This window comes from Acidisoma sp. L85, from assembly GCF_009765865.1.
Taxonomy (GTDB): Bacteria; Pseudomonadota; Alphaproteobacteria; order Acetobacterales; family Acetobacteraceae; genus Acidisoma.
On sequence record NZ_LMUQ01000025.1, the window covers coordinates 74,516 to 96,551 of the forward strand.

Sequence of the window (22,036 nt, forward strand, 5' to 3'; positions counted from 1 at the left end):
ATGGCTGTTCGGGCTATTCGTTGGAAGTTCGCGCTGGCGGATAGTATTGCGGCGCCTCCCTGCGGTCGGCCATGCCGTAGTCACGGATAATGCGGACCTGGCGATGACGCAGCCTGCCGGTGTCCGCGACATGTGGCCTCCAACGATCGGCGGCATCAGCATTCCGCCACGAGGCGAGAAGCAGCGCCTTTCCCGGAATGTAGATGCTGTCGAAAAGCTCATGGTCCAACAGTTCCGCGGAGCCAGAGTCGCGCGCACCTAGCTCAACGGAAGGGTCGGCATCTGTGGGGTTTCCGACCGCCATCGGCATCAATTCACTGATGGTCATCCTCTTGGCCTCGCCAACCTCCGTCACATCGAATCTTTGCTCTCGCAAGCTATGACCCTGCGGAATGTTGGTGTCGGCGACGATCTCGCCGACGAGAAGATGATAATCCTCGAATACCTCGAAACGACCTTTTTCCTGAACCCCGTGATGGACTGCCAGCGTGCGCCAACGGATGACCGCCTTCTCGTCTCGCCAGGTTGAGAGCGACAGGAGCCTGCCCTTTCTGCGCCGACTCTCAAACCGTTCATTGTCAATAAAGCCGTCGATCTTCTCGAGTTCGGGCTTCAGGAACCTGGCAAGCTCAAGGTATTCGTCGAACCGTTCGGCTTTGGGTTGGACTTCAAAGATGACAGCGAACATCGTGCTCCTCCTTCGCCTCAGGCGTCGTTTGTGCGATCAGGTGAGTCGTCACCGCACAGGAAAGTCTGCGTCTCGCGATAAAGCGCGCGGCGATTTTCCTCGAGGTGCATGAGATGTGTGGCGCGTCCGATCTTGATGTCGCGCCGGATCCGCGATGCTCGCAAAGCAGACATTAGCCAAGCCGCATCCTTATCCGTGCAGAGGCTGTCCCATTCGCCGCGAATAATCGCGACGGGCGCCTGAATAGAGGCCGGGTCGTAGGCGAGTTCGCCGCCCCATGCGTCGAAAATGTCCTGGAATGCGCCGCTGGGTGTCTTCACCGCCGCGGGATCGCGCTCGCGGCTTTCGGGATCGACTTTGAGATAGGCCTCACCCCATTCCTCGAAATGCCGCTTGAGGAGAACGGGTGGCTCGCCATCGGGAACGTCCGCGACGAACCGGTTCCACTGGTCCGCCAGGGAAATCAGCCGCCAGCCGGGTAGGCGGACGGGATCATCACCGCGCTCGCGCTGGGCGATCGCACCGAAGAAGACTAGGCGGTCGATCAATTCAGGGCAGCGGCTGGCAAGGCGGCCGGCAACGATGCTGCCCCAAGAATGCGCAACGATCGACAGACCTGGAACGCCGTGATGGGCGCAGATGAAGCGAATCGCGGCTTCGAGTTGGAAGCTGGCGTCCTCGGCCCGGCCGAGCGGCGCGTGATTTTCAGCCGCCTCTACCATTTCCGGACAGGGGTCCGAGAGGTTACCGAAACCGTGAAAATCGAGGCCCCAAACATGAAAGCCGGCGTCGCCTAACTCGTCTCGCCAGGAGCGCCCATCGAAGCGATGCGCGATCGAAACCGCCGAGGGAAAAGTGCCGCCATGGACATAGAGCACGACGCGGCGGTTCGGTGTCGTGCTCTGGGCCGGCGGCAGATAGCGCAGGAAGAGCGAAAGCGCAGCATGAGGGCTCGGAACGATGAAGTGCTCTTCGCGCAGGTCTAGCTTCGGCGCTGTGGGCTTGATCGGCATGTCTAAATCTCCAGCCTGAACGCGACCGTTATCTTGGGGGCGTCCCGGATGGATGTCGCGCTCCATTACTTCGGGTAAAGCCGAAGTATGGGTTGACGATGGGTCGCGTATTCCGCGCCCATCTGACGAATGACGCGACAGGCTCGGGCGCGGGCCATGTCTCGGAGGCTCTCAGCCCTGCGGAATGACCGCGATCACGTCGATTTCGACAAGCCATTCGGGTCGGGCCAAAGCAACCACCACAAGCCCCGTGAACACCGGGTAGACGCCCTTCAACCAGCGGCCGAGCACGCCGTAGACCGCCTCGCGATGGCGGATATCGGTGAGATAGATCGTCACCTTGCAGATGTGGCCGAGCTCGGAGCCTGCTTCACGCAAAAGCAGATCGACATTGGCCATCGCCTTTTCCGCCTGGCCCGCGGCGTCACCGATTGCGACGCTCTCCCGGGTGTCGAGGTCCTGAGCGACCTGGCCGCGCAAATAGACAGTGCCATTCGCGACTACCGCCTGGCAGAGATCATTGTCGAGCTTCTGCTCGGGGTAGGTCTCCCGCGTGTTGAACTTGCGGAGGCGCTGATGGGGCATTGTGTGGTCCCTCCCCTACTCGGCCGCCTTCATGAGCGGAGCCTTGCCGGTGACCCGTTCGTTGAGGCCAGCCGATTTGCGCACAAAGTCCAGCGGTTCGTCCCAATTGAAGTTGCGATAGACCGCCGCGAGATGCGCGAAGGGTGGCGATTGCGCGAAAAGCTGGAAGGTCAGCCGGTGCCCGGCATAATCCGAATTCAGCAAATCACGCGCGAAGGCGAGGAGCTTGCGGCGGTCCTCGGCCTCCCAATTCTCGTTGATCGAATAGAATTTCTTGAGCCACGGGGCGGTTTCGGGATCGCGGAAGGCAGCGACATCGGGGGTGACGCAGATCTGGCCGCCACAAAGCTCGCGGGCGATGTGCATCATCTCATGCAGTTGCGAACAGGCGAAGACCCGGCCGGTCATGAGCAGCGACTGGTTCGGCATGAGCAGGCCGCCGGGGCTTTCCTGCGCGGTCACGATCGCCGCCGTCAAATGCGCGTTAATGCCTTCCCGGTAGCAAGCAAGCTGCGCCAGCTTCTCCTGCACCGCCTGCTGCTTGTCGAGGCCGGTTTGCCGCGCGTTGAACAGCGCCGCGCCGATCAGCATATCGGCGAGTTTGAGGTTACGCTGCACGAAAGCAAAGGCGCTGTAGCGGTGCAAGGTCGCGCGGATAAAGGTTGCCGCTTTGGTGTGCCGATAGAAGAGCACGTTCTCCCAGGGAATGAGAACGTCATCGAAGATCACCAGACACTCGACCTCGTCGAAGCGGTTGGAGAGCGGATAGTCCTCGATCGGCGCGCGGCCGGCGAAGCCAGTGCGACAGATGAATTTGAGATTGGGCGAGCCGAAGTCGCAGATGAAGCCGACCGCGTAGTCCGACAGCTCGGCATCGCCCCAATTCGCGATGGTCGGCTTCGTGAAAGCCTGATTGGCGTAGGCCGCTGCGGTCTCGTATTTGGCGCCGCGCACGACGATTCCGGCATCCGTCTCCTTCACGACATGCAAGAGCATATCGGGATCCTGGTCCTGCGGACGTTTGGAGCGATCGCCTTTGGGATCGGTATTGGCCGAGACGTGGAACGGATCCGTCAGAATGGCCTTCTCGACATGGTTGCGGATATTCGCCGAGAAACGCGGATCGACCTGGTTGAGGATGTCCTGCCCGTCGAACAGCGACCACATCTCGCCAATCGTCTCGTCGCCCACACGCGTGACGATGCCGCCGATTTCGTTGAGGACGTGATCGGTCGCCACGCGTTTCGCCTGCCAGTCGGCCTGGGTCCGGGGCAGCTTGAGCGGGATCGAGGAGGGCTCGCCGCTCTCGGAACGGTAAGTCAGGATGTCGGCATGCGCGGGGTCATGCTGCATGTCGTAGAGGCGCGCGCGGATGTCCACGATCGGCTTGAGCATGGGATGAACCGTGACGTCGGGGATCCGCTCGCCATTCATCCAGACCTGGCGACCGTCGCGGAGAGAGTCCCTGTATTGCTGGCCGGTCCGTAGCATTGGCTCTGATTTCCAATCCTGCTCGCGTCACATGGAAGGCGATAGAGCCTGGGCAAGCGCATAGGCCTGCCCAGCATAAACCAAAGGTGAGGCGCTTCCCGCAACCGCATCCTGCACCTTGCCGATGAGCACGGTGTGGCTGCCGGCGTCGAGAACGTGTTCCACGACGCAATGAAATGAGGCGGCGGCACCGGCGAGGTGCAAGGAGCCTTCCCCCGCTTCCACCCAATCCGCACAGGCGAAGTCGAAGGGCTTATGACGAGACGAGCGTCCGGCGAAAACATCGGCGACGTGGGATTGCTTGGAGGACAGCAGGTTCATCGTGAAGATTCCATGGGCCCTCACGGCATCCGCCACCGGGCTGCGCCGGTTGATGCAGGCGAGAACCATGGGCGGATCGGCGGAGACGGAGGCGACAGCACTCACGGTAACCGCCCAGCGGCCCATGTCGCCGGAGGTGGTGATGACCGACACCCCGGTCGCCGCCCCACGCATCGCCCTTATGAACCTTTGGCGCGCTTGGTCTCCGTCCAACTCCTGTGATCGCATGGTACGTCGATCGGACATGGCGGCATCGGCCTTTAGGAGTTCCTGAAGCATGGGTGACCATGGCAGCCGCGGCTGCATTCGTTAAACATATACTTTGTCATCTTTGGTTCAGTAATTCCGATGCAAGAGAGCAGAGTGGTCCCGCGTCTACTCGTCCCCCGGCACCCCGTAGGAGGGCGCAGCTGAAGGATCCAGCGCGCGGGTAACGTAAGCCTCCATCTGCGGCTTCCAGACGTCCCAAAGCGATGCCAGTTCCGTGATCGGAGCCTCGTGCCAATCGACGCGGAGGTCGGCGATCGGCCAGGCGACCTCGCCGGCGATGAGCAGGCCGGCCGAACGGATCGGGCCGGCCTCGCCGCCCGCCGCAAGACCGGCTCGCATCGCGGCGATCACGCGGTCACCCAGATCACCAGGCGTCGTCTCAAAGGCCGCAACGATGCCTTGCGGCACGCCGGGATCGGCGAGCAGGTTGCCGGCGGAGACCACGTCTTGCCCCCGCGCCTCGGCATGGACGCCGAGAACGTGTTCGCCGGAGAAAACGGCGGTCTCGCCGTTCCGGTCGATCAGGGTGAGCTGGCGGTATTCGGGGTGGGGCGCCCCGCGTCGCAAAGCCTCGCAGGCCGGTCCCGCCGCGACCCCGAGCGCCAGCAGGTCGAGGCCGCGCGGCCCGAGCCGCGGATCCGTGATGTTCTGGGTCGTCACCGCCCCCACGTCCGCGCGCAGATGCGCGCAACGGGCGGCGACCGCCGGGGAGGATGAGGCTACGGCTACGGCAAAGCGGCCGGTGGCGGCACAACGAGCGGCGATCGAGAAGGTCATCGGCTTTCCTCTGCCCTAAGTCCGGACAGCGGAGCAGGTCCCGCCGTCCGGAACAAGATCGCGCGCCCTGCCACCGAGGGTTATCCTACCCGGAACTTCGGCAATGACGATTGAGTGGGAGACGCCGTGCGGTTCACGCTCAAGCAGATCGAATATTTCGTTGCCGCCGCTGAAACCGGCAGCATCACCCTGGCCGCGCAGCGCATCCCGATTTCACAGCCCTCCGTCTCCACGGCGGTTGCTGGGCTCGAGGAGCAATTTGGAATCCAGCTTTTCATCCGGCATCACGCCCAGGGTCTGTCGCTCACCACTGCGGGTCACCGCTTCCTCAAGGAGGCGCGGACGCTGCTGCGGCAGGCGGAAGAACTGGAAGCCGCGGCTGGCGAAATCTCGTCACGCGTCTCGGGGCCGCTGGCGATCGGCTGTCTCTCCACCCTCTACCCCCTCATGGTGCCCGAGCTGCTGCAATGCTTTCGCGCCGAACATGGGGCGGTGACCGTCGAGGCGGTGGCCGGAAACCAGATCGAGCTGTTCGAGGGGCTGCGGAATGGCCGGCTTTCCCTGGTGCTGACCTACAACCTCGACATTCCGGCCGACCTCGACTTCACGCCTCTGGCCGAACTGCCGCCCTTCGCCTTCGTCTCCGCGGACCATCGCTTCGCGGACCGCACGTCCGTGAGCCTCGGGGAGCTGGGTGGCGAAGGCTTCATCCTGCTCGACCTGCCGCTGAGCCGCGAGTACTTCCTCGGCCTTTTCGAGAAAGCGGGACTGACGCCGCGCATCATCGGCCGCTTCGCGCATATCGATGTGGTGCGGAGCCTGGTCGCGCGCGGCGAAGGGTTTGGACTTGCGAATGCGCAGCCGAAGAACCGCGCTTCGCTCGACGGGCTGCCGCTGGCCTATCTGGCGCTGGATGACGCGCCGCAGCCGCCGATCCACGGGATCGTCACTCTCAAGGGCTCACGCCGCACGCCGGCAATGCAGGCTTTCCTCGGTCTCTGCCACGACAAGCTGCACAACAAGAAGTTACCCGGAACCGTGTGACTTCCCGCGTTGCGGTCTAGACTGTGGTCGGGTGTCGCGCACCCGCCATAATCTTACGATGTACATTCGTTGCCGCGAAATCAGACCCAACCACGAGGAAGCCCATGGACGTCTCGGAAGGCAAGCCGGCGATCTATGCCGCCGCACAAACGCTCACGAATTTGGAGCGCTAGGAAAGACGATCAAGTCGGTACGCTCGGTCGTAGCGAGCCACAGGATATCGTGGCGGCAGCGGGACTTATCCGGCGCGGCGCGGTCCTTGCCTTAGGCATTCCGCTGGACCAGAAGGGGCCGCAGAATGGGTTGTTCGGTGGGCGGTGGGACCCGATCCATACGATGCTCGCGACCGGTGCCATGTTCTGGCGGAACGTTTCGACCAGGCGACAAACAATCTGCGATATTCTGATGACGCGCTGAACATGTCGATCCAGGCGGCAACGCATTGCGACAGCCTCGGTCACATCTTTCTCGATAATACGATGTACAACGGCTTCGAGGCACGCCATGTCGATAGCGGCGGCGATACCTGCATTCATCGGCTGCCCAGGCCCTTGGAGCCACTCGAAACCGTGACTGGTGGATGCGCCGTCCCCTCTTTTGCTCTCGTGCTTGTCGCGACGGCGATCTGCCGGAGACACGCGAAAAGAACCAACGACCTATGCCTGTTCAAGCGGCGTCACGCCGACCGGCGGCCGCATCCTTGCTGATGCCCTTCATATTCACGGCACAGATCGCGTCTTCTGTGTTCCATAGACGCTCTCGACATCTTCTACGATGTACCGGGAATCGATGTCGTCGTGGCGAAGCATCAAAGCGCCGCATTTATGCGCAGGAGTTATCGACCGCCGCGCAAGTGGGCGCGCCGATCATTGTCCTGATGGTCAGTAACGGACTCTCCGGCAAGAGCCGCATGCATCAGATCCGGCGCTTCCCAGGACGCCCGTCCGCCACCATGATCGAAGGGCCGGACATAGTCGCCTTCTCGGTCGCTTGGCACCTATGCCTAAGGGGTTCGGCCGGCGGCGGGTTGCGAAGCCGCTCTCGGGCGTGCTGTCGCTTATGGGCGCGTCGCACTTCTCGATCTGATCACCGACCGCGATCGGATCGCCCCGACTGTCCGGCCGGCCGACCAGTCCAACGGCAATATACGAGGGGTCATAGCGGGAGGGCTCGCGCGGGCGCGGCCAACTCGATCAGATCGCAGGTGCGTGCGATGACAGAGCAAGGCGCGCCCGCAATCTCCGGGGCGCGCCTTTGTACATCCAGGGCGGCACCGCTAAGGATGCCGCCCCGTGGGACAACCGGCTGTTATCACGTGTACAATGTGGAGTGGACACCGACCAAGGTGATGGTGGTGTTATCGCTCAAGGTCAGGACGTCGGATTTGCCCCAACCAGCGACATTCTCGACGGACTCACTTGCGACCGCGTGCCCGCCGTAGCCTGGATCGAAGAGCAGGGCATCGATACCGATCTTGAAGTTGATGATAGTCTCGCTGCCCCCAGCATGACCGTAGAGGAAGGCATAGAGGTCGGGGCCCGTGCCACCGATCACGATGGAGTCGCCTGAACCACCCACCACCATGTCGGCATTGTTATTGAGCCCGATGAAGGCCTGCCCTGATCCGGTGCGCATTTCCTCGGCGCCGGCGCCGGTGCCGCCTACCATTTCGATGGCGCCCGACCCGCCCGTGATCATCGTGTTACCGCTGCCCGCCGCCAAAGCGAGGGCACCGGAGGCGATGTTGAGCACACCGCCCGAGGCCAGCGTGACATCGCCCGCCGTGCCACCGGCGGAGACGGTGATGATACCGCTGTCTGCGGTGTGGAGGGCGCTGCCGCCGGATCGTAGGAGCATTAAGCCCCCGGTCGCGACCGTGATGCCGCTCGCCTGGACGCCGCTCGATATGCTGAGCGTGGCACCTGACCCGATGGTGCCACCGCTTTCGGCCGCACCCGCCGCGAGTTGCAGGTTAGCGCCCGCTAGGAGAAAAGGATTGGTCACCGTACCGCCGGTGTCGACAGTCAGCATGCCGCCGCTGTGGATATCGGCGAAATCGGCAACGCCCCCCGAAGCGACGTGTTCGGTTCCACCGCCCGACAATGCGAAGTCTTCGTCGAGACCGCCCGAGCTCACGACAACGAGACCGAGGTTACTTTCGCCGAGCGCGTAGCCGCCCGATAAAAGGGTCAGTATCGCGCCGGCAGCGACAGTCACGCCGTGTAAGGTGGCGCCACTCGATACGGTCAGGCTCGCGCCGGACAGGATTGTGCCCGAGCTTTCGATTGCGCCCGCGGCGAGCTGTAGGTCGCCGCCCGCCGAAAGGGTTAAGTCGTACACTGTACCGCCGCTATCGACGATCAGGGTCCCGCCGCTGCTCACCACCCCATCGGAAACCGAGCCGCCCGACAACACATGCTGAGTCCCGCCACTCAATACATATACCTCTTCGGTCCGCGCACCCGCGCTGACGAGAATGAGGCCAGCATCCTGGTCACTACTTCCGTCGTACCCGCCCGCCATAAGGGCGAGCGTTCCGCCGGCGGAGATATTCATGCTGAAAGTGACCGCACCGCTCGATACGGTGAGAGTGGCCCCGGACAGCACGGTGCCATTCTCCTCCAAGGCGCCAGAGGAGAGGGTGATCAGGCCGCCCGAGGATAATTGCGCGAGATGCTCCGTCGCTCCGCTCGAAACGAGAAGGGTGGCGCCCGCAGCGACGGTATCGCTGAAGGCCTTACCGCCGCCACTGAGCACGACGGTGCCGCTATCGGTGGTGCTGGTCGCACTGCCGCCCGACAGCACAACCATCAAGCCGCCGGACTCCACGACGACGCCGGTGGAGGTAACTCCGTTCGAAACGAAGATGGTATTGCCTGATGTGACTGTGTTGGTACTGCTGCTGGTCAGCGATATCCCAATGCCGATGTAGCCCGGATCGCTCCCGCCCTGATACAGGACCAGTGTGCCTCCGAGGGTCGTTGTAGCCGAAGGGGCTGATGCGCCACTCGAAACGTAAATTACACCCGCGATGGATGCGGTTGCACTGCTTGCCACCGCGCCATCATCGACGCCCAATGTGCCCAGAAGCTGCACGAAAGTATCGAGCGCGAAGCCACCGGATAGAACGGTCTCCGCGCCGCCCTCAATAGTGTCGTGGGTCTCCGTTCCTCCTGAGCCAACGATAAGACTACCGCCAGGAGTCACCACGGAGCTTAGTGCCAGACCGCCGCCGCTGACGATGACGGTGCCGCCATCCCCGGTTCCGACAGCGCTCCCGCCCGAGAGCAGGATCAGCGTCCCGCCCGAAGCCACGTCAATGCCGCTGGCAGTGACGCCGCTGGAGATAACGAGCGTGGCGCCGGACGAGACTATGCCGCCGCTTTCGACCGCGCCGGGCTTCAGGTTGAGCACGCCGCCCGAGGACAAATTCGCGCCAAGCTCCGTGCCCCCGCTGGAGACGAGGAGGGTGGCGCCGGCGGCGATGGCATCGCCAGAGTCGATGCCACCGCCGCTGACCACCACGGTGCCGCTATCGGTCGTATTGATGGCGGTTCCGCCGGGTAGCACAAACATCGTGTGGCCGCTTTGAAGTGCGACGCCGCTGGAGGTGATTCCACTCGAAACGAATATGGATGCGGTCAAAGAACTGAACCTTCTATAGGGATTTGCTGAGATCGAGGACTTGTTGAAATCGTGACGTGAGCTGCGCTAAGTGCGAGTATGGTGGCGCGCAGCCTCCGATTCGCATGGCAGTCTGATGGCTCCTGTTGGACGCGAGACGGAGGCGTAAGCCGCTGACGCCCAGGCTTCAGGCAGGGTGGATTGAATTCTTCCTAGCTCAATAAAGATTTTTCAGATTTCATTGGTTATTCATAAAGATTCTTTTTTACTGCGCGGATTGATGATTAATACCTGCTAAAACTCCACTTGATCGTAAGCGTTCTCCGTTGAGTGACATGCCAGACTGCGCCCCCAACAGTACAGCCTTATTTCGGCCTATGCGGGCGCGCTGAGATGAGAGGAACATCGGCGACGACTGGCTAAGAACGTAAATCGATGCTGTGTCGTAATCATTAACACCGGGCAATTTCCGGATTTAATGAGCCGCTACGCCGCTAGGCTTGAATAAGCCCACGACAAAGGGCTGATCCGCAGGATCAAGGGCGCACTCATTTAGAAATGGTGACGGACACAAGCGGGCGCGGCTCCGCGCGGCCCAGACATCATTCTTCTGCCGATTGTCCCCGGCAAGCCCGGTCGCAGCTAGAGGCGTGGGCTTTCAGTGACCTAAAGTCACCAGGCTACTGCCACGAGCGACGGATCGGCTTGAGCCATGACGCGATCTGCCTCCGCGCTTTCGTCCCAGCCGGCCAGCCAGGCGGCCCAGGCGGGCGTCCAGGGCTTGTACGGATTGGCATTCCGTACCGTTCCGGAACCGCGCGCGGTCAGTCCCTCCAGGAAATAAGCCACCTGCCTATGCAGCATCGCCAGCACCTCTGGATCTCACGAGCGACGCACGTGATAGGCGAGTTTCTTAACAAACTCCATCGAAATACACGCGAGGAGCGAGTCTCGCTGCCTAAACCCTCGGCTCCCGTGGTGTTGAGTTGCGAGGACATAGCTTCGGGCGTTTTCTATCTCTACGGCGGGGGAGCCCGGGAAGAAAGCTCTCCGGCTTTGGAGGAACGAGAATGAAGACCTACCGGGTCGAGGCGCATTGGGACGACGAGGATGGCGTCTGGTGGGCTGAGAGCAAGGAGATGCGCGGCCTTGTCGCTGAGGCGGCGACGGTCGAGCTGCTGTCTCAGGTGCTGCAGGATCTTGTTCCGGGACCCATCAGCCTGAATCTACCGGCGGCCCCGTCGGCCGAGCGTTTTCGGTTCCATGAACGCCGGCGGGCCGAGACCGATCAAGCGCGGGAAAGCGTGGCGACCATCCGGCGGTAGCCCGGAGGCAACGGCCGTCGTCAGCCGGGGTTGCAGCGGCGGTGGCTAGCGGGAAAGTCGGAGCATTCAAGACCGCGGGAATCCCACAGGAACTGGATGGCATCCTCCTGGCGGGGCCCACCCACATAGGCCTGGATAACCGCGACCCGACCGTCTGGACCGAAGGTGAAGGTAACGTCGATCGTGCGCCTCGTCTGGCCGTCGAGGGTATTGCTTAAGAATTCCAGACTGTCGCCGGTGGCCATGCCGGCTGCGGACATTGCTGACTGCACCTGATGGCGTGTCGCGCCGCGCAGGGACAAGAGCGACCGCTCGGTCGGTACTCTGCGAGACGCGGAGAGGCTCGCGGCGTCATTGCCGGTGTTCCAGCTTGTCACAAGGATCGCGGCGCTCATCGATGCGAGCAAGACCACAACCGCGACGAGCCCACTCGTCCTCCCGAGGTCCATGACATCCCTTTATTCCGATGTCAGCGCCGCACTTCAGAAACGGCGACAGAGGGCCGGATTTTGGAATGGCGCGCGCCACTAATCTTCTTCGTTGTCCTGAATAAACCTCACGCAGATCGATACTGACGGATCTTGGCGGCTGGAAGGGGCGACTGGCAATGCGATCGGATGGTGCTCCACGTACAGCACTACCAGGAAGCCTGCGGAGCCACGAATGGTGCCGACGACAATTCGATCGCCGGGTACCGGGAGTGTTTCGAAACGGAACGTCCCATAGTTCGAGACATCCTCTTCCCCATGAAGCAACGCATCAATCATCCCGGACCTCCCGGGCTGGGGTTGTTATCCTGGCTGCTGGAACGCGAACTCGCAGGTGTTATTTTCTTGGCGCAACAAGCTAAGACGATCGGCTGGCGCGAAAACACGGCCTCACAAGCTAAACGGCCGCGAGACGCTCCTCGGACGCCCGTTCAGGTGGCGACGATGAACATAGGACGACGGGTGAAGTCAATGCCCAGTTAGTACTACGCACCGACGGTGATGGACGGCCCTCCGTCTCACGCTTTGCGCAAAGCTGGGCGCAAAGCGTGGAAGCGCGGCGCTAGTGGGTCGCGTTGCGCCCTGCGGCGCGAAGTTCCAATCGTTCAGCCTGCTGTACGCTCTTCGATGGAATCGACCCGGTCGGGGTAAAAAGCGACGTGATCCTTGATCGCGGCAACCGCCGCATAAGGCGACTCGTAGGTCCAGACCGCATTGACCGATCGTTCTCCGCCATGCGGGATGCTGTAATACGCGCTGTCACCCTTGTAAGGACAGTATGTGTCATGCTGCGTGCGTGCCAGCAGCGCCATCTCGACATCCTTGCGCGGAATGTATTGGACCGCGGGATAGGATGCCTCACGCAAGGTCAGCGCCGCCCGCGTATCCGCAACGACACGTCCGGCGACAGAAACAATGACGCGAGACGGATTTGCTTCAATTGTGATGGGATGATCGGGTCCAGGTATTTTGATCGGTTTTTCGGCCATGAGTGCAATTCCTTCGTTGAGACTTTGATTTTGGCCAGGCTTCCGCTTGGTGAGCGGCGTCTCCTCAGCGCAAGATCATTGAAAAAAGTACGTGCTCCAGCCGCTGCAAGGGAACCAGGCTGCGCTGTGCCTTTGCCAAAAGAGTAGCGCCTTGCAAGGACGCCACGATGAAGCCCGCGACCTCATCACAGTCGATATCCGCCGACACCTCGCCGGCTTTGACTGCCGCCCTGAGACAATCCGCCACCGACTGCTCGACTTCGGCGAATATCTCCGTCAATCTTTGACGGATGAGCTCACTATGCTCACTCGTTTCGGCGCTGAGATTCCCCAACAAGCAACCGTTGCGTATGGCTTCTGGGGCAAAATGAGTCTTGCTGACATCGAAATAGGCCCGGAGCCGCTGAAGCGGCTGCAACGTCTCGTTCCCAAGCGTTTCGTCAATAGCGCGGCGGTTGTTAGCAAAATACAGCTCGAGAATCTCAAGCCCAAAGGCCTCTTTCGAGGCAAAGTGATTGGTGAAAGACCCCTGCGGCACGCCGGCGGCTTGGACGATGTCACGTACGCTCGCACCGCCAAAGCCACGCTCATGCACCACGCGAAGGCCTTGGGTGAGTATCTTGTCCCGGTTCGAGGGCTTGCGCATCAGGCTAATATGGCCGTCCATATTGATTTGTCAACGTCTCGTCCCGCCGGAAGCTAGGCTTCCTTGACCTTCCCGTGCCAGCTTTCGGCCCTGGCGGAGGTTCCCACCACCTGCTCATGCTCCTTTTCGCCGGGCACGGCACAAAGCCCGACCCGCATCATCCAACGCCCGAGCCTCGGCCAAGCAGTCACGCAGGCGAAGGGAACGGCAAGTAAGGAGCCGGCCAGCGTGGGAAGAGCCCAGGGCAGGGAACCCGGCGATACGCGCCAAAGCGCCGCACCGAAACAGAAACCGAGCAGCAGTTGCGGCCACAGGCCGCGGGCGGCCTCTCCGAACGGGAGGCTCTGGCCTTCGCGCTGCTGCGCCTCCCAAATGATCCGCTGGCCGAACAGCAGCCCGACAATGAAGCGCGTTTGGGCCACCATCATCACGGGGCCGATCATCAGGGTGAACAGGGCATCCGTCATAGCACCAGCGAGCAAACGTGGTGCGCCGCCCCAGCGACGACGCTCCGCCGGACGCATCATAACCTGGAGCACGCCCAGGAGACGTGGCGCGAAACCGAGGGTGAGCATGCCGAAATACATCCCGAAGGCGAGACTGCCGGGGACATGGCCGCGACTGCCGGAGAGGCCGTGGAGAACGCCCGCCGTCAGCATCAGCACCGAAGCGGGCGCCCCAAGATACATGGCGATGGCATTGCAGAGCTGAAACCGGCCCATCGGGAGAAGGCCGGGCCGGCCGACCAGCCGGAGATACTGCAAATTCCCCTGGCACCAGCGGAGATCCCGGCTGATGAAGTCCGGCAAACGCGGAGGGTTTTCCTCCCAACTGCCGAACTCTTCGGCGATGACACGCACCTCCATTCCGGCCGCCCGCATCAGCGTCGCCTCAACCTGATCGTGGCTTAGAAGGTGGCCACCGAGCAGCTGACGCTCCGGCGAAACGGGCAACTCGCAATAGGAGACGAGCGGCCTCAGGCGGATGAGCGCATTGTGGCCCCAATACGGACCGCTCGACCCCTGCCACCAGGCAATCCCCGTGGTGTGCGTGCGCATTCCGTGACGCATGCCGAATTGAAAGATACGAGCGAAAGGGCTCGCGGCTGGGCGCCCGGTCACGAGCGTTTGCAGAATGCCGAGACGGGGGTTGGCCTGCATCACGCGAACCAGCCGCAGAATCGCCGCCGCCGACATCAGGCTGTCAGCATCCAGCACCAGCATGAAATCGACACGGCCCAGAGCGGCGCAGGCGAAATCACGCAGATTGCCTGCTTTGAACCCGGTATTGGCGGGCCGGCGACGATAAAACACGCCATCCTGCGAACCGAAGACAGCAGCCTCCGCCGCGCAGATCTCTGGTTGATTACTGTCACTCAGAACGTGGAACTCAAAATGCTCCGCCTCGCCGGTTGCTCTGAGGTCCTCGCGCATCGTTGCGAGCCGGCTGGCCACGCGTGACACGTCCTCGTGTCGGATCGCGATGCAGATCGCGGTGAGTCGCTCGATCGGCGCGCCTGGTGGGGTCTCGCGCAGGGCGTCGTTCGTGTATGCGGCGGGGTCGCGTGCGCAGCACAGAATGACGAAACCGATGACCGAATTCCAGAAGGCCAGAAGTGTCCAGGGAAGTGCGATCAGGAACAGCACAAGCACGGCCACGCCTGCCACGGACCATCCCGTGGCATAGTTGATATAGCCCATCACGAAGCCGAGCCCGCACCAGCTTGCGAGATTGAGCGCGATCACAAGCTTGCGCCGTGCGCGCAACCGCCTATCCTCGGCAATCGATGGTCTTATGTAAGCCACACTAAGATCGTCCACTAAAGTCTCCGTCATAGCCGTCGTAAACAAACGGACCGAATGTGATCCCCATCGAACCCCAGCCGCTCCCGCGAGCCCTATGGATGTCGGGACCGGGCCGCGCGGAAATTCGCACGCAAGCGATTGGAGATTTGGCCGCCGGGCAAGTGAGCGTTCGGGCTCTTCAAAGCGGGATAAGCCGCGGCACGGAGGCGCTCGTTTTCGGGGGCAAAGTGCCCGAGAGCGAATGGGCGCGGATGCGCTGTCCGTATCAGGAGGGCGACTTTCCGTTCCCGGTGAAATACGGCTATGCCATGGTGGGTCAGGTCGAAGGTGGATCCGTTGCTCTTCAGGGTCGGCGAGTATTTTGTCTCTTCCCGCATCAGACTCGCTTCTTGCTGCCGGAGAATGCCGCGATCGTCTTGCCGGATGATGTACCAATTCACCGCGCTGTCTTGGCGGGTCAGATCGAAACCGCGCTCAACGCGAATTGGGACGCCGCGCCGCGGATCGGCGATCGGATCGCGGTCGTTGGCGGCGGGACAATCGGCTGCCTGGTCGCGTGGCTCTGCGCCCGGATTCCTCGGGCGCGTGTCACTTTGATAGATCCCAACCCCATGCGCGCGGAAGTGGCCAAGACGCTTGGATGTGGCTTCGCTGCCCCGGGAGATGCTGAGGGCGACTGCGACCTGGTGTTCCACGCTTCCGGCACTGGCGAGGGACTCGCCCTTGCAGTCTCGCTGGCCGGATTTGAGGCTGAAATCATCGAATTGAGTTGGTACGGAACGCAGCCGGTCACCATCGCGCTTGGGGGCGCCTTCCATAGTCAGCGCTTGACCCTGCGTAGTTCGCAGGTCGGTGCCGTGGCCCCGGCGCGTCGCGCGCGTTGGAGCCATAAGCGGCGGCTGACCCTGGCGCTGTGCCTCGCCGCCGACCCATGTCTGGACGTGCTCGTCGAGAAAGTGACAAGATTCGATCGCCTTGCCGAGGCATTGCCCGAGATTCTTGGTAAGCCCGGCGCCTTGTTCCATCGTGTATCGTATGAGTTGGAGTGAAAGATGTTCGCCGTCGAAGTACGTGACCACATCATGATCGCCCATAGCCTGCCCGGAGAGGTTTTCGGTCCGGCGCAGAAACTTCATGGCGCGACCTTCATCGTCGATGTCGCGTTTTTCCGCGAGACACTTTCGCCCGACAATATTGTCGTCGATATCGGCCGCGCGCTCGACGCGCTGCGCAAGGCACTGGCGCCGTTGAACTACGCCAATCTTGACGAAGACCCGGCGCTGCGCGGTCAGGTGACCACCACGGAATTCCTCGCGCGCACGATCTTCGATCGCATGGCGCAGGCGCGGCGCGATGGCTGGCTCGGTCCTCATGCGGAGGGCGTGAGCCGGATACGCGTAACGCTCAGCGAATCGCATGTCGCGCGGGCCTGGTACGAGGCGGATGTCGATTCCTGAAGTCGGCTTCGCGATCCCAGGAGACATCGACACCCGCACCGGGGGCTACGGCTATGATCGCCGGCTGATCGTCGGGCTGCGAGCGCAGGGGTTCGCCATCCGCCATCTCGCGTGGCCTGACGGTTTTCCCTCACCGGATGGTACGGCGCTGGCGGCGGCGGCGCGTTCACTGGCATCGCAGCCAGACGGTCGCATCGTCATCGTCGATGGACTCGCCTTCGGCGCGATACCGGAACTCGCTGCCGAGGAAGGCGAACGCCTGCGATTTGTCGCACTCGTCCATCATCCGCTCGTCTTGGAAACGAATGCACCGCGGGGTCTCCACGCGGCCGAGCGGGAAGCTTTGCGCCACACGCGCGCTGTCATCGTCACGAGCAAAGCCACCGCCGAGACGCTACGCCGCGAATATGATGTGCCGATGGGCCACCTCCTTGTAGCACCGCCTGGAACCGACGCGGCGCCGCTCGCACCGCGCCACGGCAGGCCGCCACATCTGCTGTCTCTCGGCGCCGTTACACCGCGGAAGGGGCATGACATTCTCGTGGCGGCATTGGCCCGCATCGCGGATCTGCCTTGGCGCTGCACGATCGCGGGGAGCCTGGACCGCGATATGGATGCTGTTCGCAAACTGCGCGCGCAGATCGAGGCGGTTGGTCTCGGCGGACGGGTGGTGTTGCAAGGTGAAGTGGACGACGTTGGGCCACTCTTCGCAAGCGCGGACCTCTTTGTTCTCGCCAGCCGCCACGAAGGATTTGGCATGGCATATGCGGAGGCTCTGGCACGCGGCTTGCCGATCGTCGGTACGCTCGCCGGCGCCATCCCCGATGTCGTTCCGCGCGAGGCCGGAGCGCTTGTGCCGCCCGGTGATCCGGCCGCCCTCGGCGCTGCGCTACGGCATCTGCTGTCGGACCGCGAGGCGCGGGAAACGGCCGCAAGTGCGTCCCGCCGCGCTGGCGGACAGCTACCGCGATGGGGGGATACGATCGATAGCGTCGCATCGCTCCTCCGCCGTCTGTCCTGACGCCTCACGTGAAGTCGAGGTCGAACAGCACGTCGTCGCCGATCCGATGCGTGCGACAGCGGGGCCGCCTCGCCTCGGCCATATGCGCGATCGGCGGCAGACAGAGACCCGTAGGCCCCGAGCCGATGAGGACGGGGGAGACGCAAACATGCAGCCGATGAAGCGCGCCCGCCGCGACAAAGGCGGAAACAGTGCGGCCCCCGCCTTCAATCAACAGGCGCCGGAGCCCGCGGGCCGCCAAGGCCGCCACCAAAGCATGCGCTTCGATGCGACCGTTCACGGATGGGAGGGCAAGCGCCGTTACGCGCGAGGGCCGGTCTAACGCGCAGGCCTGAACCGCGATGCAATCAACACCATCCTCGGCCAGTATTCGCGCATCTGCGGGTAGACGGCCGTTGGGATCGATGACGACACGAACCGGACTTGGTCCCTCACAGTGACGCACGGTCAATTGGGGGTCGTCCTTGAGCACAGTGCCGATGCCGACCACCACGGCGTCAACCATCGCCCTGAGACGATGCAGGTGAGCGATAGCCTCGCCCCCGCCAATCGTGCGGGAGTGACCGGTGGGTGTCGCGATGCGGCCGTCCAGCGACTGCCCCAACTGGCCAAGAACGAAGGTTCCTCGTGCCTCGGCGATGGGGGCATAGAGCGGCCAAAGGTCGCTCCATTTATCCTGCCGGGCGCTGCTTGCATGCGATGTCGTGGAATGGGACCGAGGCCGCCAATCCGTTATTTCGTCCATCCCAAGCCTCGCTTTCATCCCCTAGAACACGCCGCTGCTTCGATCTATTCGATCCGGCGCTTGTTAGATGAGGATTAACGCGAAACGGGGTAGACGATCACATCTCCTTCGACATGGAGGCCAACCAGGTCGCCCACCGAGGGGCTCACATGCCCTGGCACCAGGGCGGTGACGGCCGTCTGTAGCCCTTCCAGCGCTAACATCACGCTGCAGTCGTGACCGTAATAAGTCACTGATTCGACGGTCGCAGGATGGCCCGTATCCGGACCGCTCAGGCGAATTTGCTCCGGGCGGATGAGGACCTCGGCCGCACCGGGCCGACAAGGGCGTGTCAGCGACAGGGTCCCGAGGAAGCAACTCACATGTTCCCTGGCCACTACTCCCGGCAGCAGCACGGTCTCGCCCAGAAAGCGCGCGAGGGCGACATCGACCGGGTTGCGATAGAGCGCCTTCGGATTGTCCATCTGGACGAGCGCGCCATCCCTCAGCACAGCCACCTCATCGCCCATTGAGAGCGCTTCGGCCTGGTCATGGGTGACGAGCAGCGCTGTGGAGCCGGAGGCGATAAGGGCCTGTGCGACGGCTTGCCGGGTCTCGATGCGAAGTGCCGCGTCGAGTGCGGAGAATGGCTCGTCCAGCAGGATGAGCGGCGGCGACGGCGCCAGCGCCCGCGCGAGTGCGACGCGTTGCTGCTCGCCGCCGGAGAGTTGGTGCGGCAGGCGGTCGGCATAGGATGGCGGCAGGCCGACCATCGTCAGCAGTTCCGTCACCCGGGCACGCGCTCGACGTTGCCTTCGAGGCAATCCGAAGGTGATGTTGTCGGCAACGGCCAGATGGGGGAACAGCGCGCCTTCCTGAGCGACGTAGCCGACATGCCGCTGCTCCGGGCGAAGGTGCAGCCCAGGGCCGGACACCCGGACCCCCGCGATGGTGATGCTGCCCGCATCGGCGCGATCGAAGCCGCAGATGAGGCGGAGAAGCGTGGTCTTGCCGCTGCCGGACGATCCCAGGATTGCGACCAGCCGCCGCGAGTCCACCGATAGCGTCAGGTCGCGCAGCACGGCACCCGATCCGAAGGACTTGGTCAGCCCTTCAAGCCGCAGCTCAGCCATGTCGCACGTCTTCCCTCACGGCAGGTGGGCCGCGCCGAAGCGTCGGGCGAGAACCCAGGCGGAAAGAAGGGAGAGCGCTGCCATCAACGCGGCGTAAGGCGCGGCGGCGGCGAAAGCCAGTGTCGTGGTGTTGGCCCAGACCTGAACCGCTAGCGTGCGCGTGCCGATCGGCGCCATCAGGAGGGTCGCCGTCAACTCGGTCACCACAGAGACGAAGACCATGGCCGCCGCGGCACCCAGGCCCGGCGCCGCCAGCGGCAGCAGTACCCGCAAGGAGGTCGCGAACCATCCGAGACCAGCGGCCCGGCTCGCCTCCTCCAAGCCGCGCTGTACCTGCCCGAATGCGGCGCGCACGCTGACCAGAGCCAGCGGCAGGAACAGGATGGCATAGACGATCATGAGCAACGCTGCGGATTGATAGAGCGGCCGCAGCAGGGTGATCGTCAGCGACACCATCGAAAGCGCGACCACGATGCCGGGCAGACCCTGAGCCAGATAAGCGGTGCGTTCCAGCAGCGCGATAAGCCGCCCGTCATATCGCGTGGCAAGAAAGCCAAGCGGCAGTGCCAGCGCCATCGCGATCGCCGTACCGCCAAGCGCAAGCCTCACCGAGGACCAGGTCGCACTCGCCAACGCGGGTAGATTGACCGCCGCGACCGAGGTCGCAGCGGAGTTATGTTGCGTGCACCAATAGAGAATCATGCCGAGTGGCGCTCCAAGTGTTACCAGAGCCAGAACGGCGAAACCGGCCAGAACCGGCAACCGAAACCAGCCGAGGGCGACAGGCGGCGTACGGCGTGCCGCTCCTCGCGCGACACGGCCATAGCGGGCATTCCCCCTCGCCCATTGCTCGCCCGCCAAACACAGCAGGCACAACAGGATGAGCACCATGCCGAACAAGGCGGCTTCGGAGCTGTCGTAGCTTGTGCGGTAGATGGCGAAGATCTCGGTCGTGAAGGTACGGAAGCGGAGAAGCGCGAAGGCGCCGAACTCGGTCAGTGTGTTCAAGGCCACCAGCAGGATGCCGCCGAGCAACGCGGGACGTAGCTGCGGCAACACGACCCTCGCGAAGCTCCGCCAGGGACCGAGGCCTAGACCGCGTGCCGTCTCCTCAAGCGCAGGGTCCATGCCGCGCAGGGCGGCGGCGACCGGCAGATAGATGAGGGGGAAGTAGGAACAGCTCACCACGAGCAGGGCGCCGCCGAAATCCTGCAGCGCCGGGCTCATGGAGACCCAGGCGAAGCTGGCGATGAAGGATGGGATCGCCAGCGGCACTACCGCCAGCACCGCCCAAAGGCGCCGGCCAGGCAGATCCGTCCGCTCGATGAACCATGCGGCGGCAGTCGCGACGATAGTCGTCACCACCGCCGTCGCCGCGATCAGCCCAAGCGTGTTGAGCAGCAATTCACCGACCAGTGGGCGGAACAGCAGGGAGGCGGCATCCGCCGGGCCGACCCCCGCCGCCAGACCGGCCGTCCAGGCTATGGGGATCAGAACCAGAAGCCCCGCAACCGTCGCCGCCGCGACCAGGGCAGCGGGCGGGCGGCGCGTGGATGTCCAGCTCATCCGCGAGCCGATTGGGGACTCAGATCAAGCCTGCCTCGCGCAGCAGCTTCGCCGCTGGCTGGTCATCCCCAAGCTTGGTCAGGGAGATCGCGGGCGGCTGAAGGTCGGCACGAGGCTTCATCAGCGAGTTCACGGCCACGCCGGCGGCTAGCGGGTACTCGAAGTCGACATCGGATTGCGCCAGCATCGTCTGGGTCGGCTTGGCGACCAGGAAGGCAAGGAACCTCTGCGCCGCTTCCTTGTTCTTGGACGACGCGAGGATGCCCGCGCCCGAGATATTCACCAGCGCTCCCGCATCGCCATTGGTGAAGTGATAGACCTTCGCATGCGTCTTTGCAGCGCCCTGCTCGGTCAGAAGGCGAGCCCAATAGTAGCTGTTGATGATCCCCGTTGCGACCGAGCCGCGATCGACGGCGGCGACCACGCCCTCATCGTCATCGAAGATCTGCGCATTTGCCTTGAGCCCCTTGAGCCAGGCGAGTGTCGCATCGTGCCCCTTCTCGGCCAGCACGGCGCTGACCAGCGGCAGGAAGTCGCTGTCGCTGGGGGCGATGGCGATCTTGCCCTTCCATTCCGGTTTGACGAGATCCAGCATCGACACCGGCAATGCGTCTTCCTTAATCAGCGCTGGGTTGAAGGTCAGCACGTTCTCGCGTGCCAGCACGCCAACCCAATCACCGCTCGGCGCGCTGTCCTCGCGCGGCACGGCCGCCAGCGTGCCCGCATCGACTGGCGCCAGCAGCCCTTTCTCGTCCAGCAACACGAGTTCCGGGGAGTTCTCCGTCATGAAAATGTCGGCCGGGGAAGAAGCACCCTCCTGCACGAGCTGGTTGGCGATGTCCGGCCCCTCGCCCTCATGGGCCTTTACCTTGATCCCGGTCTCCTTCGTGAAGGCGTCGGTCAGCATGTCGATGACCTGCTCATGCTGCGCCGAATAGAGAATGAGGGCCGGCGCGTCCGCGGCCTGGGCTGTGTTCATGACGGCCGGCACGCCCAGCAACGCCGCGAGGGCGGCAAGCACGGGCAACTGCGCATAGTGGTTGCGGCGGAAACTGGGGGACATAGGAGA

General features: G+C 63.3%; 24 protein-coding genes. 7 read left to right on the top strand and 17 right to left on the bottom strand.

What is annotated here, in order from left to right; translation table 11 throughout:
* Nucleotides 1-13: 13 nt before the first annotated feature.
* The 6 genes from GSQ83_RS05375 to GSQ83_RS05400 all read right to left on the bottom strand — a co-directional run bounded on the left by GSQ83_RS05375 (nucleotide 14) and on the right by GSQ83_RS05400 (nucleotide 5,145).
* The gene (locus GSQ83_RS05375) at nucleotides 14-688 is read right to left on the bottom strand and encodes an antibiotic biosynthesis monooxygenase (RefSeq protein ID WP_158801857.1); all 675 of its coding nucleotides are present in this window, start codon (nucleotides 686-688) and stop codon (nucleotides 14-16) included.
* A gap of 17 nt (nucleotides 689-705) precedes the next feature.
* Nucleotides 706-1,701 (bottom strand): alpha/beta hydrolase, encoded by a 996-nt coding sequence (locus tag GSQ83_RS05380; RefSeq protein WP_158801858.1) that lies wholly within the window; start codon nucleotides 1,699-1,701, stop codon nucleotides 706-708.
* Between the two features lie 171 nt (nucleotides 1,702-1,872).
* A complete protein-coding gene (locus tag GSQ83_RS05385) occupies nucleotides 1,873-2,286 on the bottom strand; it encodes a RidA family protein (RefSeq protein ID WP_158801859.1) in 414 nt (137 codons plus the stop codon).
* 15 nt (nucleotides 2,287-2,301) lie between these two features.
* Entirely contained in the window at nucleotides 2,302-3,777 is a 1,476-nt protein-coding gene (locus GSQ83_RS05390) for a 4-hydroxyphenylacetate 3-hydroxylase family protein (protein WP_158801860.1), read from the bottom strand.
* A gap of 27 nt (nucleotides 3,778-3,804) precedes the next feature.
* Entirely contained in the window at nucleotides 3,805-4,272 is a 468-nt protein-coding gene (locus GSQ83_RS05395; RefSeq protein ID WP_158801861.1) for a flavin reductase family protein, read from the bottom strand.
* Nucleotides 4,273-4,473: 201 nt separating this feature from the next.
* Nucleotides 4,474-5,145: a DUF1028 domain-containing protein gene (locus tag GSQ83_RS05400; protein WP_158801862.1), complete on the bottom strand. Its 672-nt coding sequence runs from the start codon at nucleotides 5,143-5,145 to the stop codon at nucleotides 4,474-4,476.
* 126 nt (nucleotides 5,146-5,271) lie between these two features.
* On the opposite strand from GSQ83_RS05400, the gene GSQ83_RS05405 reads away from it, so the two are divergent.
* From GSQ83_RS05405 to GSQ83_RS05410, 3 genes are all read left to right on the top strand, one after another.
* Nucleotides 5,272-6,189 carry a LysR family transcriptional regulator gene (locus tag GSQ83_RS05405; RefSeq protein ID WP_158801863.1) on the top strand — a complete coding sequence of 306 codons (918 nt, stop codon included), beginning with the start codon at nucleotides 5,272-5,274 and terminating at the stop codon, nucleotides 6,187-6,189.
* 222 nt (nucleotides 6,190-6,411) lie between these two features.
* Nucleotides 6,412-6,606, top strand: a complete 195-nt coding sequence (locus tag GSQ83_RS29780) for a hypothetical protein (protein ID WP_159013900.1) — start codon at nucleotides 6,412-6,414, stop codon at nucleotides 6,604-6,606.
* 2 nt (nucleotides 6,607-6,608) lie between these two features.
* Complete coding sequence (locus GSQ83_RS05410; RefSeq protein WP_216849941.1) at nucleotides 6,609-6,896, top strand: hypothetical protein; 288 nt, start codon at nucleotides 6,609-6,611, stop codon at nucleotides 6,894-6,896.
* A gap of 604 nt (nucleotides 6,897-7,500) precedes the next feature.
* Here GSQ83_RS05410 and GSQ83_RS05415 read toward each other — a convergent pair.
* Together GSQ83_RS05415 and GSQ83_RS05420 are read right to left on the bottom strand one after the other, a co-directional pair.
* The gene (locus GSQ83_RS05415; protein WP_158801865.1) at nucleotides 7,501-9,834 is read right to left on the bottom strand and encodes a hypothetical protein; all 2,334 of its coding nucleotides are present in this window, start codon (nucleotides 9,832-9,834) and stop codon (nucleotides 7,501-7,503) included.
* A gap of 651 nt (nucleotides 9,835-10,485) precedes the next feature.
* Nucleotides 10,486-10,677, bottom strand: coding sequence for a hypothetical protein (locus GSQ83_RS05420; protein ID WP_158801866.1), 192 nt, complete (start codon nucleotides 10,675-10,677; stop codon nucleotides 10,486-10,488).
* 206 nt (nucleotides 10,678-10,883) lie between these two features.
* On the opposite strand from GSQ83_RS05420, the gene GSQ83_RS05425 reads away from it, so the two are divergent.
* A complete protein-coding gene (locus GSQ83_RS05425; RefSeq protein ID WP_158801867.1) occupies nucleotides 10,884-11,138 on the top strand; it encodes a DUF1902 domain-containing protein in 255 nt (84 codons plus the stop codon).
* 20 nt (nucleotides 11,139-11,158) lie between these two features.
* Here the strand turns inward: GSQ83_RS05425 and GSQ83_RS05430 are convergent, their stop codons facing one another.
* The 5 genes from GSQ83_RS05430 to mdoH form a co-directional block, all read right to left on the bottom strand.
* Nucleotides 11,159-11,587 (bottom strand): hypothetical protein, encoded by a 429-nt coding sequence (locus GSQ83_RS05430; protein WP_158801868.1) that lies wholly within the window; start codon nucleotides 11,585-11,587, stop codon nucleotides 11,159-11,161.
* Between the two features lie 78 nt (nucleotides 11,588-11,665).
* Nucleotides 11,666-11,905, bottom strand: coding sequence for a hypothetical protein (locus GSQ83_RS05435; protein ID WP_158801869.1), 240 nt, complete (start codon nucleotides 11,903-11,905; stop codon nucleotides 11,666-11,668).
* Between the two features lie 326 nt (nucleotides 11,906-12,231).
* Nucleotides 12,232-12,615: a DUF427 domain-containing protein gene (locus GSQ83_RS05440; RefSeq protein WP_158801870.1), complete on the bottom strand. Its 384-nt coding sequence runs from the start codon at nucleotides 12,613-12,615 to the stop codon at nucleotides 12,232-12,234.
* A 64-nt stretch (nucleotides 12,616-12,679) separates the two neighbouring features.
* On the bottom strand, nucleotides 12,680-13,282 hold the full coding sequence (locus GSQ83_RS05445; RefSeq protein WP_216849942.1) for a TetR/AcrR family transcriptional regulator: 603 nt from the start codon (nucleotides 13,280-13,282) through the stop codon (nucleotides 12,680-12,682).
* A gap of 32 nt (nucleotides 13,283-13,314) precedes the next feature.
* Nucleotides 13,315-15,027 carry a glucans biosynthesis glucosyltransferase MdoH gene (gene mdoH / locus GSQ83_RS05450; RefSeq protein WP_158801871.1) on the bottom strand — a complete coding sequence of 571 codons (1,713 nt, stop codon included), beginning with the start codon at nucleotides 15,025-15,027 and terminating at the stop codon, nucleotides 13,315-13,317.
* A 137-nt stretch (nucleotides 15,028-15,164) separates the two neighbouring features.
* On the opposite strand from mdoH, the gene GSQ83_RS05455 reads away from it, so the two are divergent.
* From GSQ83_RS05455 to GSQ83_RS05465, 3 genes are read left to right on the top strand one after another with little or no spacing between them, the layout of a single operon-like run.
* On the top strand, nucleotides 15,165-16,115 hold the full coding sequence (locus GSQ83_RS05455) for a zinc-binding alcohol dehydrogenase (protein ID WP_158801872.1): 951 nt from the start codon (nucleotides 15,165-15,167) through the stop codon (nucleotides 16,113-16,115).
* 3 nt (nucleotides 16,116-16,118) lie between these two features.
* Complete coding sequence (locus GSQ83_RS05460; RefSeq protein WP_158801873.1) at nucleotides 16,119-16,523, top strand: 6-carboxytetrahydropterin synthase; 405 nt, start codon at nucleotides 16,119-16,121, stop codon at nucleotides 16,521-16,523.
* The gene (locus GSQ83_RS05465; RefSeq protein WP_158801874.1) at nucleotides 16,510-17,544 is read left to right on the top strand and encodes a glycosyltransferase family 4 protein; all 1,035 of its coding nucleotides are present in this window, start codon (nucleotides 16,510-16,512) and stop codon (nucleotides 17,542-17,544) included. The genes GSQ83_RS05460 and GSQ83_RS05465 overlap by 14 nt, the downstream gene beginning before the upstream one ends.
* Before the next feature lie 4 nt (nucleotides 17,545-17,548).
* Here the strand turns inward: GSQ83_RS05465 and GSQ83_RS05470 are convergent, their stop codons facing one another.
* The 4 genes from GSQ83_RS05470 to GSQ83_RS05485 all read right to left on the bottom strand — a co-directional run bounded on the left by GSQ83_RS05470 (nucleotide 17,549) and on the right by GSQ83_RS05485 (nucleotide 22,030).
* Nucleotides 17,549-18,289 (bottom strand): RibD family protein, encoded by a 741-nt coding sequence (locus GSQ83_RS05470; protein WP_216849943.1) that lies wholly within the window; start codon nucleotides 18,287-18,289, stop codon nucleotides 17,549-17,551.
* Nucleotides 18,290-18,363: 74 nt separating this feature from the next.
* Nucleotides 18,364-19,401: an ABC transporter ATP-binding protein gene (locus GSQ83_RS05475; RefSeq protein ID WP_158801876.1), complete on the bottom strand. Its 1,038-nt coding sequence runs from the start codon at nucleotides 19,399-19,401 to the stop codon at nucleotides 18,364-18,366.
* A gap of 15 nt (nucleotides 19,402-19,416) precedes the next feature.
* A complete protein-coding gene (locus GSQ83_RS05480) occupies nucleotides 19,417-20,967 on the bottom strand; it encodes an iron ABC transporter permease (RefSeq protein WP_158801877.1) in 1,551 nt (516 codons plus the stop codon).
* A gap of 19 nt (nucleotides 20,968-20,986) precedes the next feature.
* Complete coding sequence (locus GSQ83_RS05485; RefSeq protein WP_158801878.1) at nucleotides 20,987-22,030, bottom strand: iron ABC transporter substrate-binding protein; 1,044 nt, start codon at nucleotides 22,028-22,030, stop codon at nucleotides 20,987-20,989.
* Nucleotides 22,031-22,036: the final 6 nt, after the last annotated feature.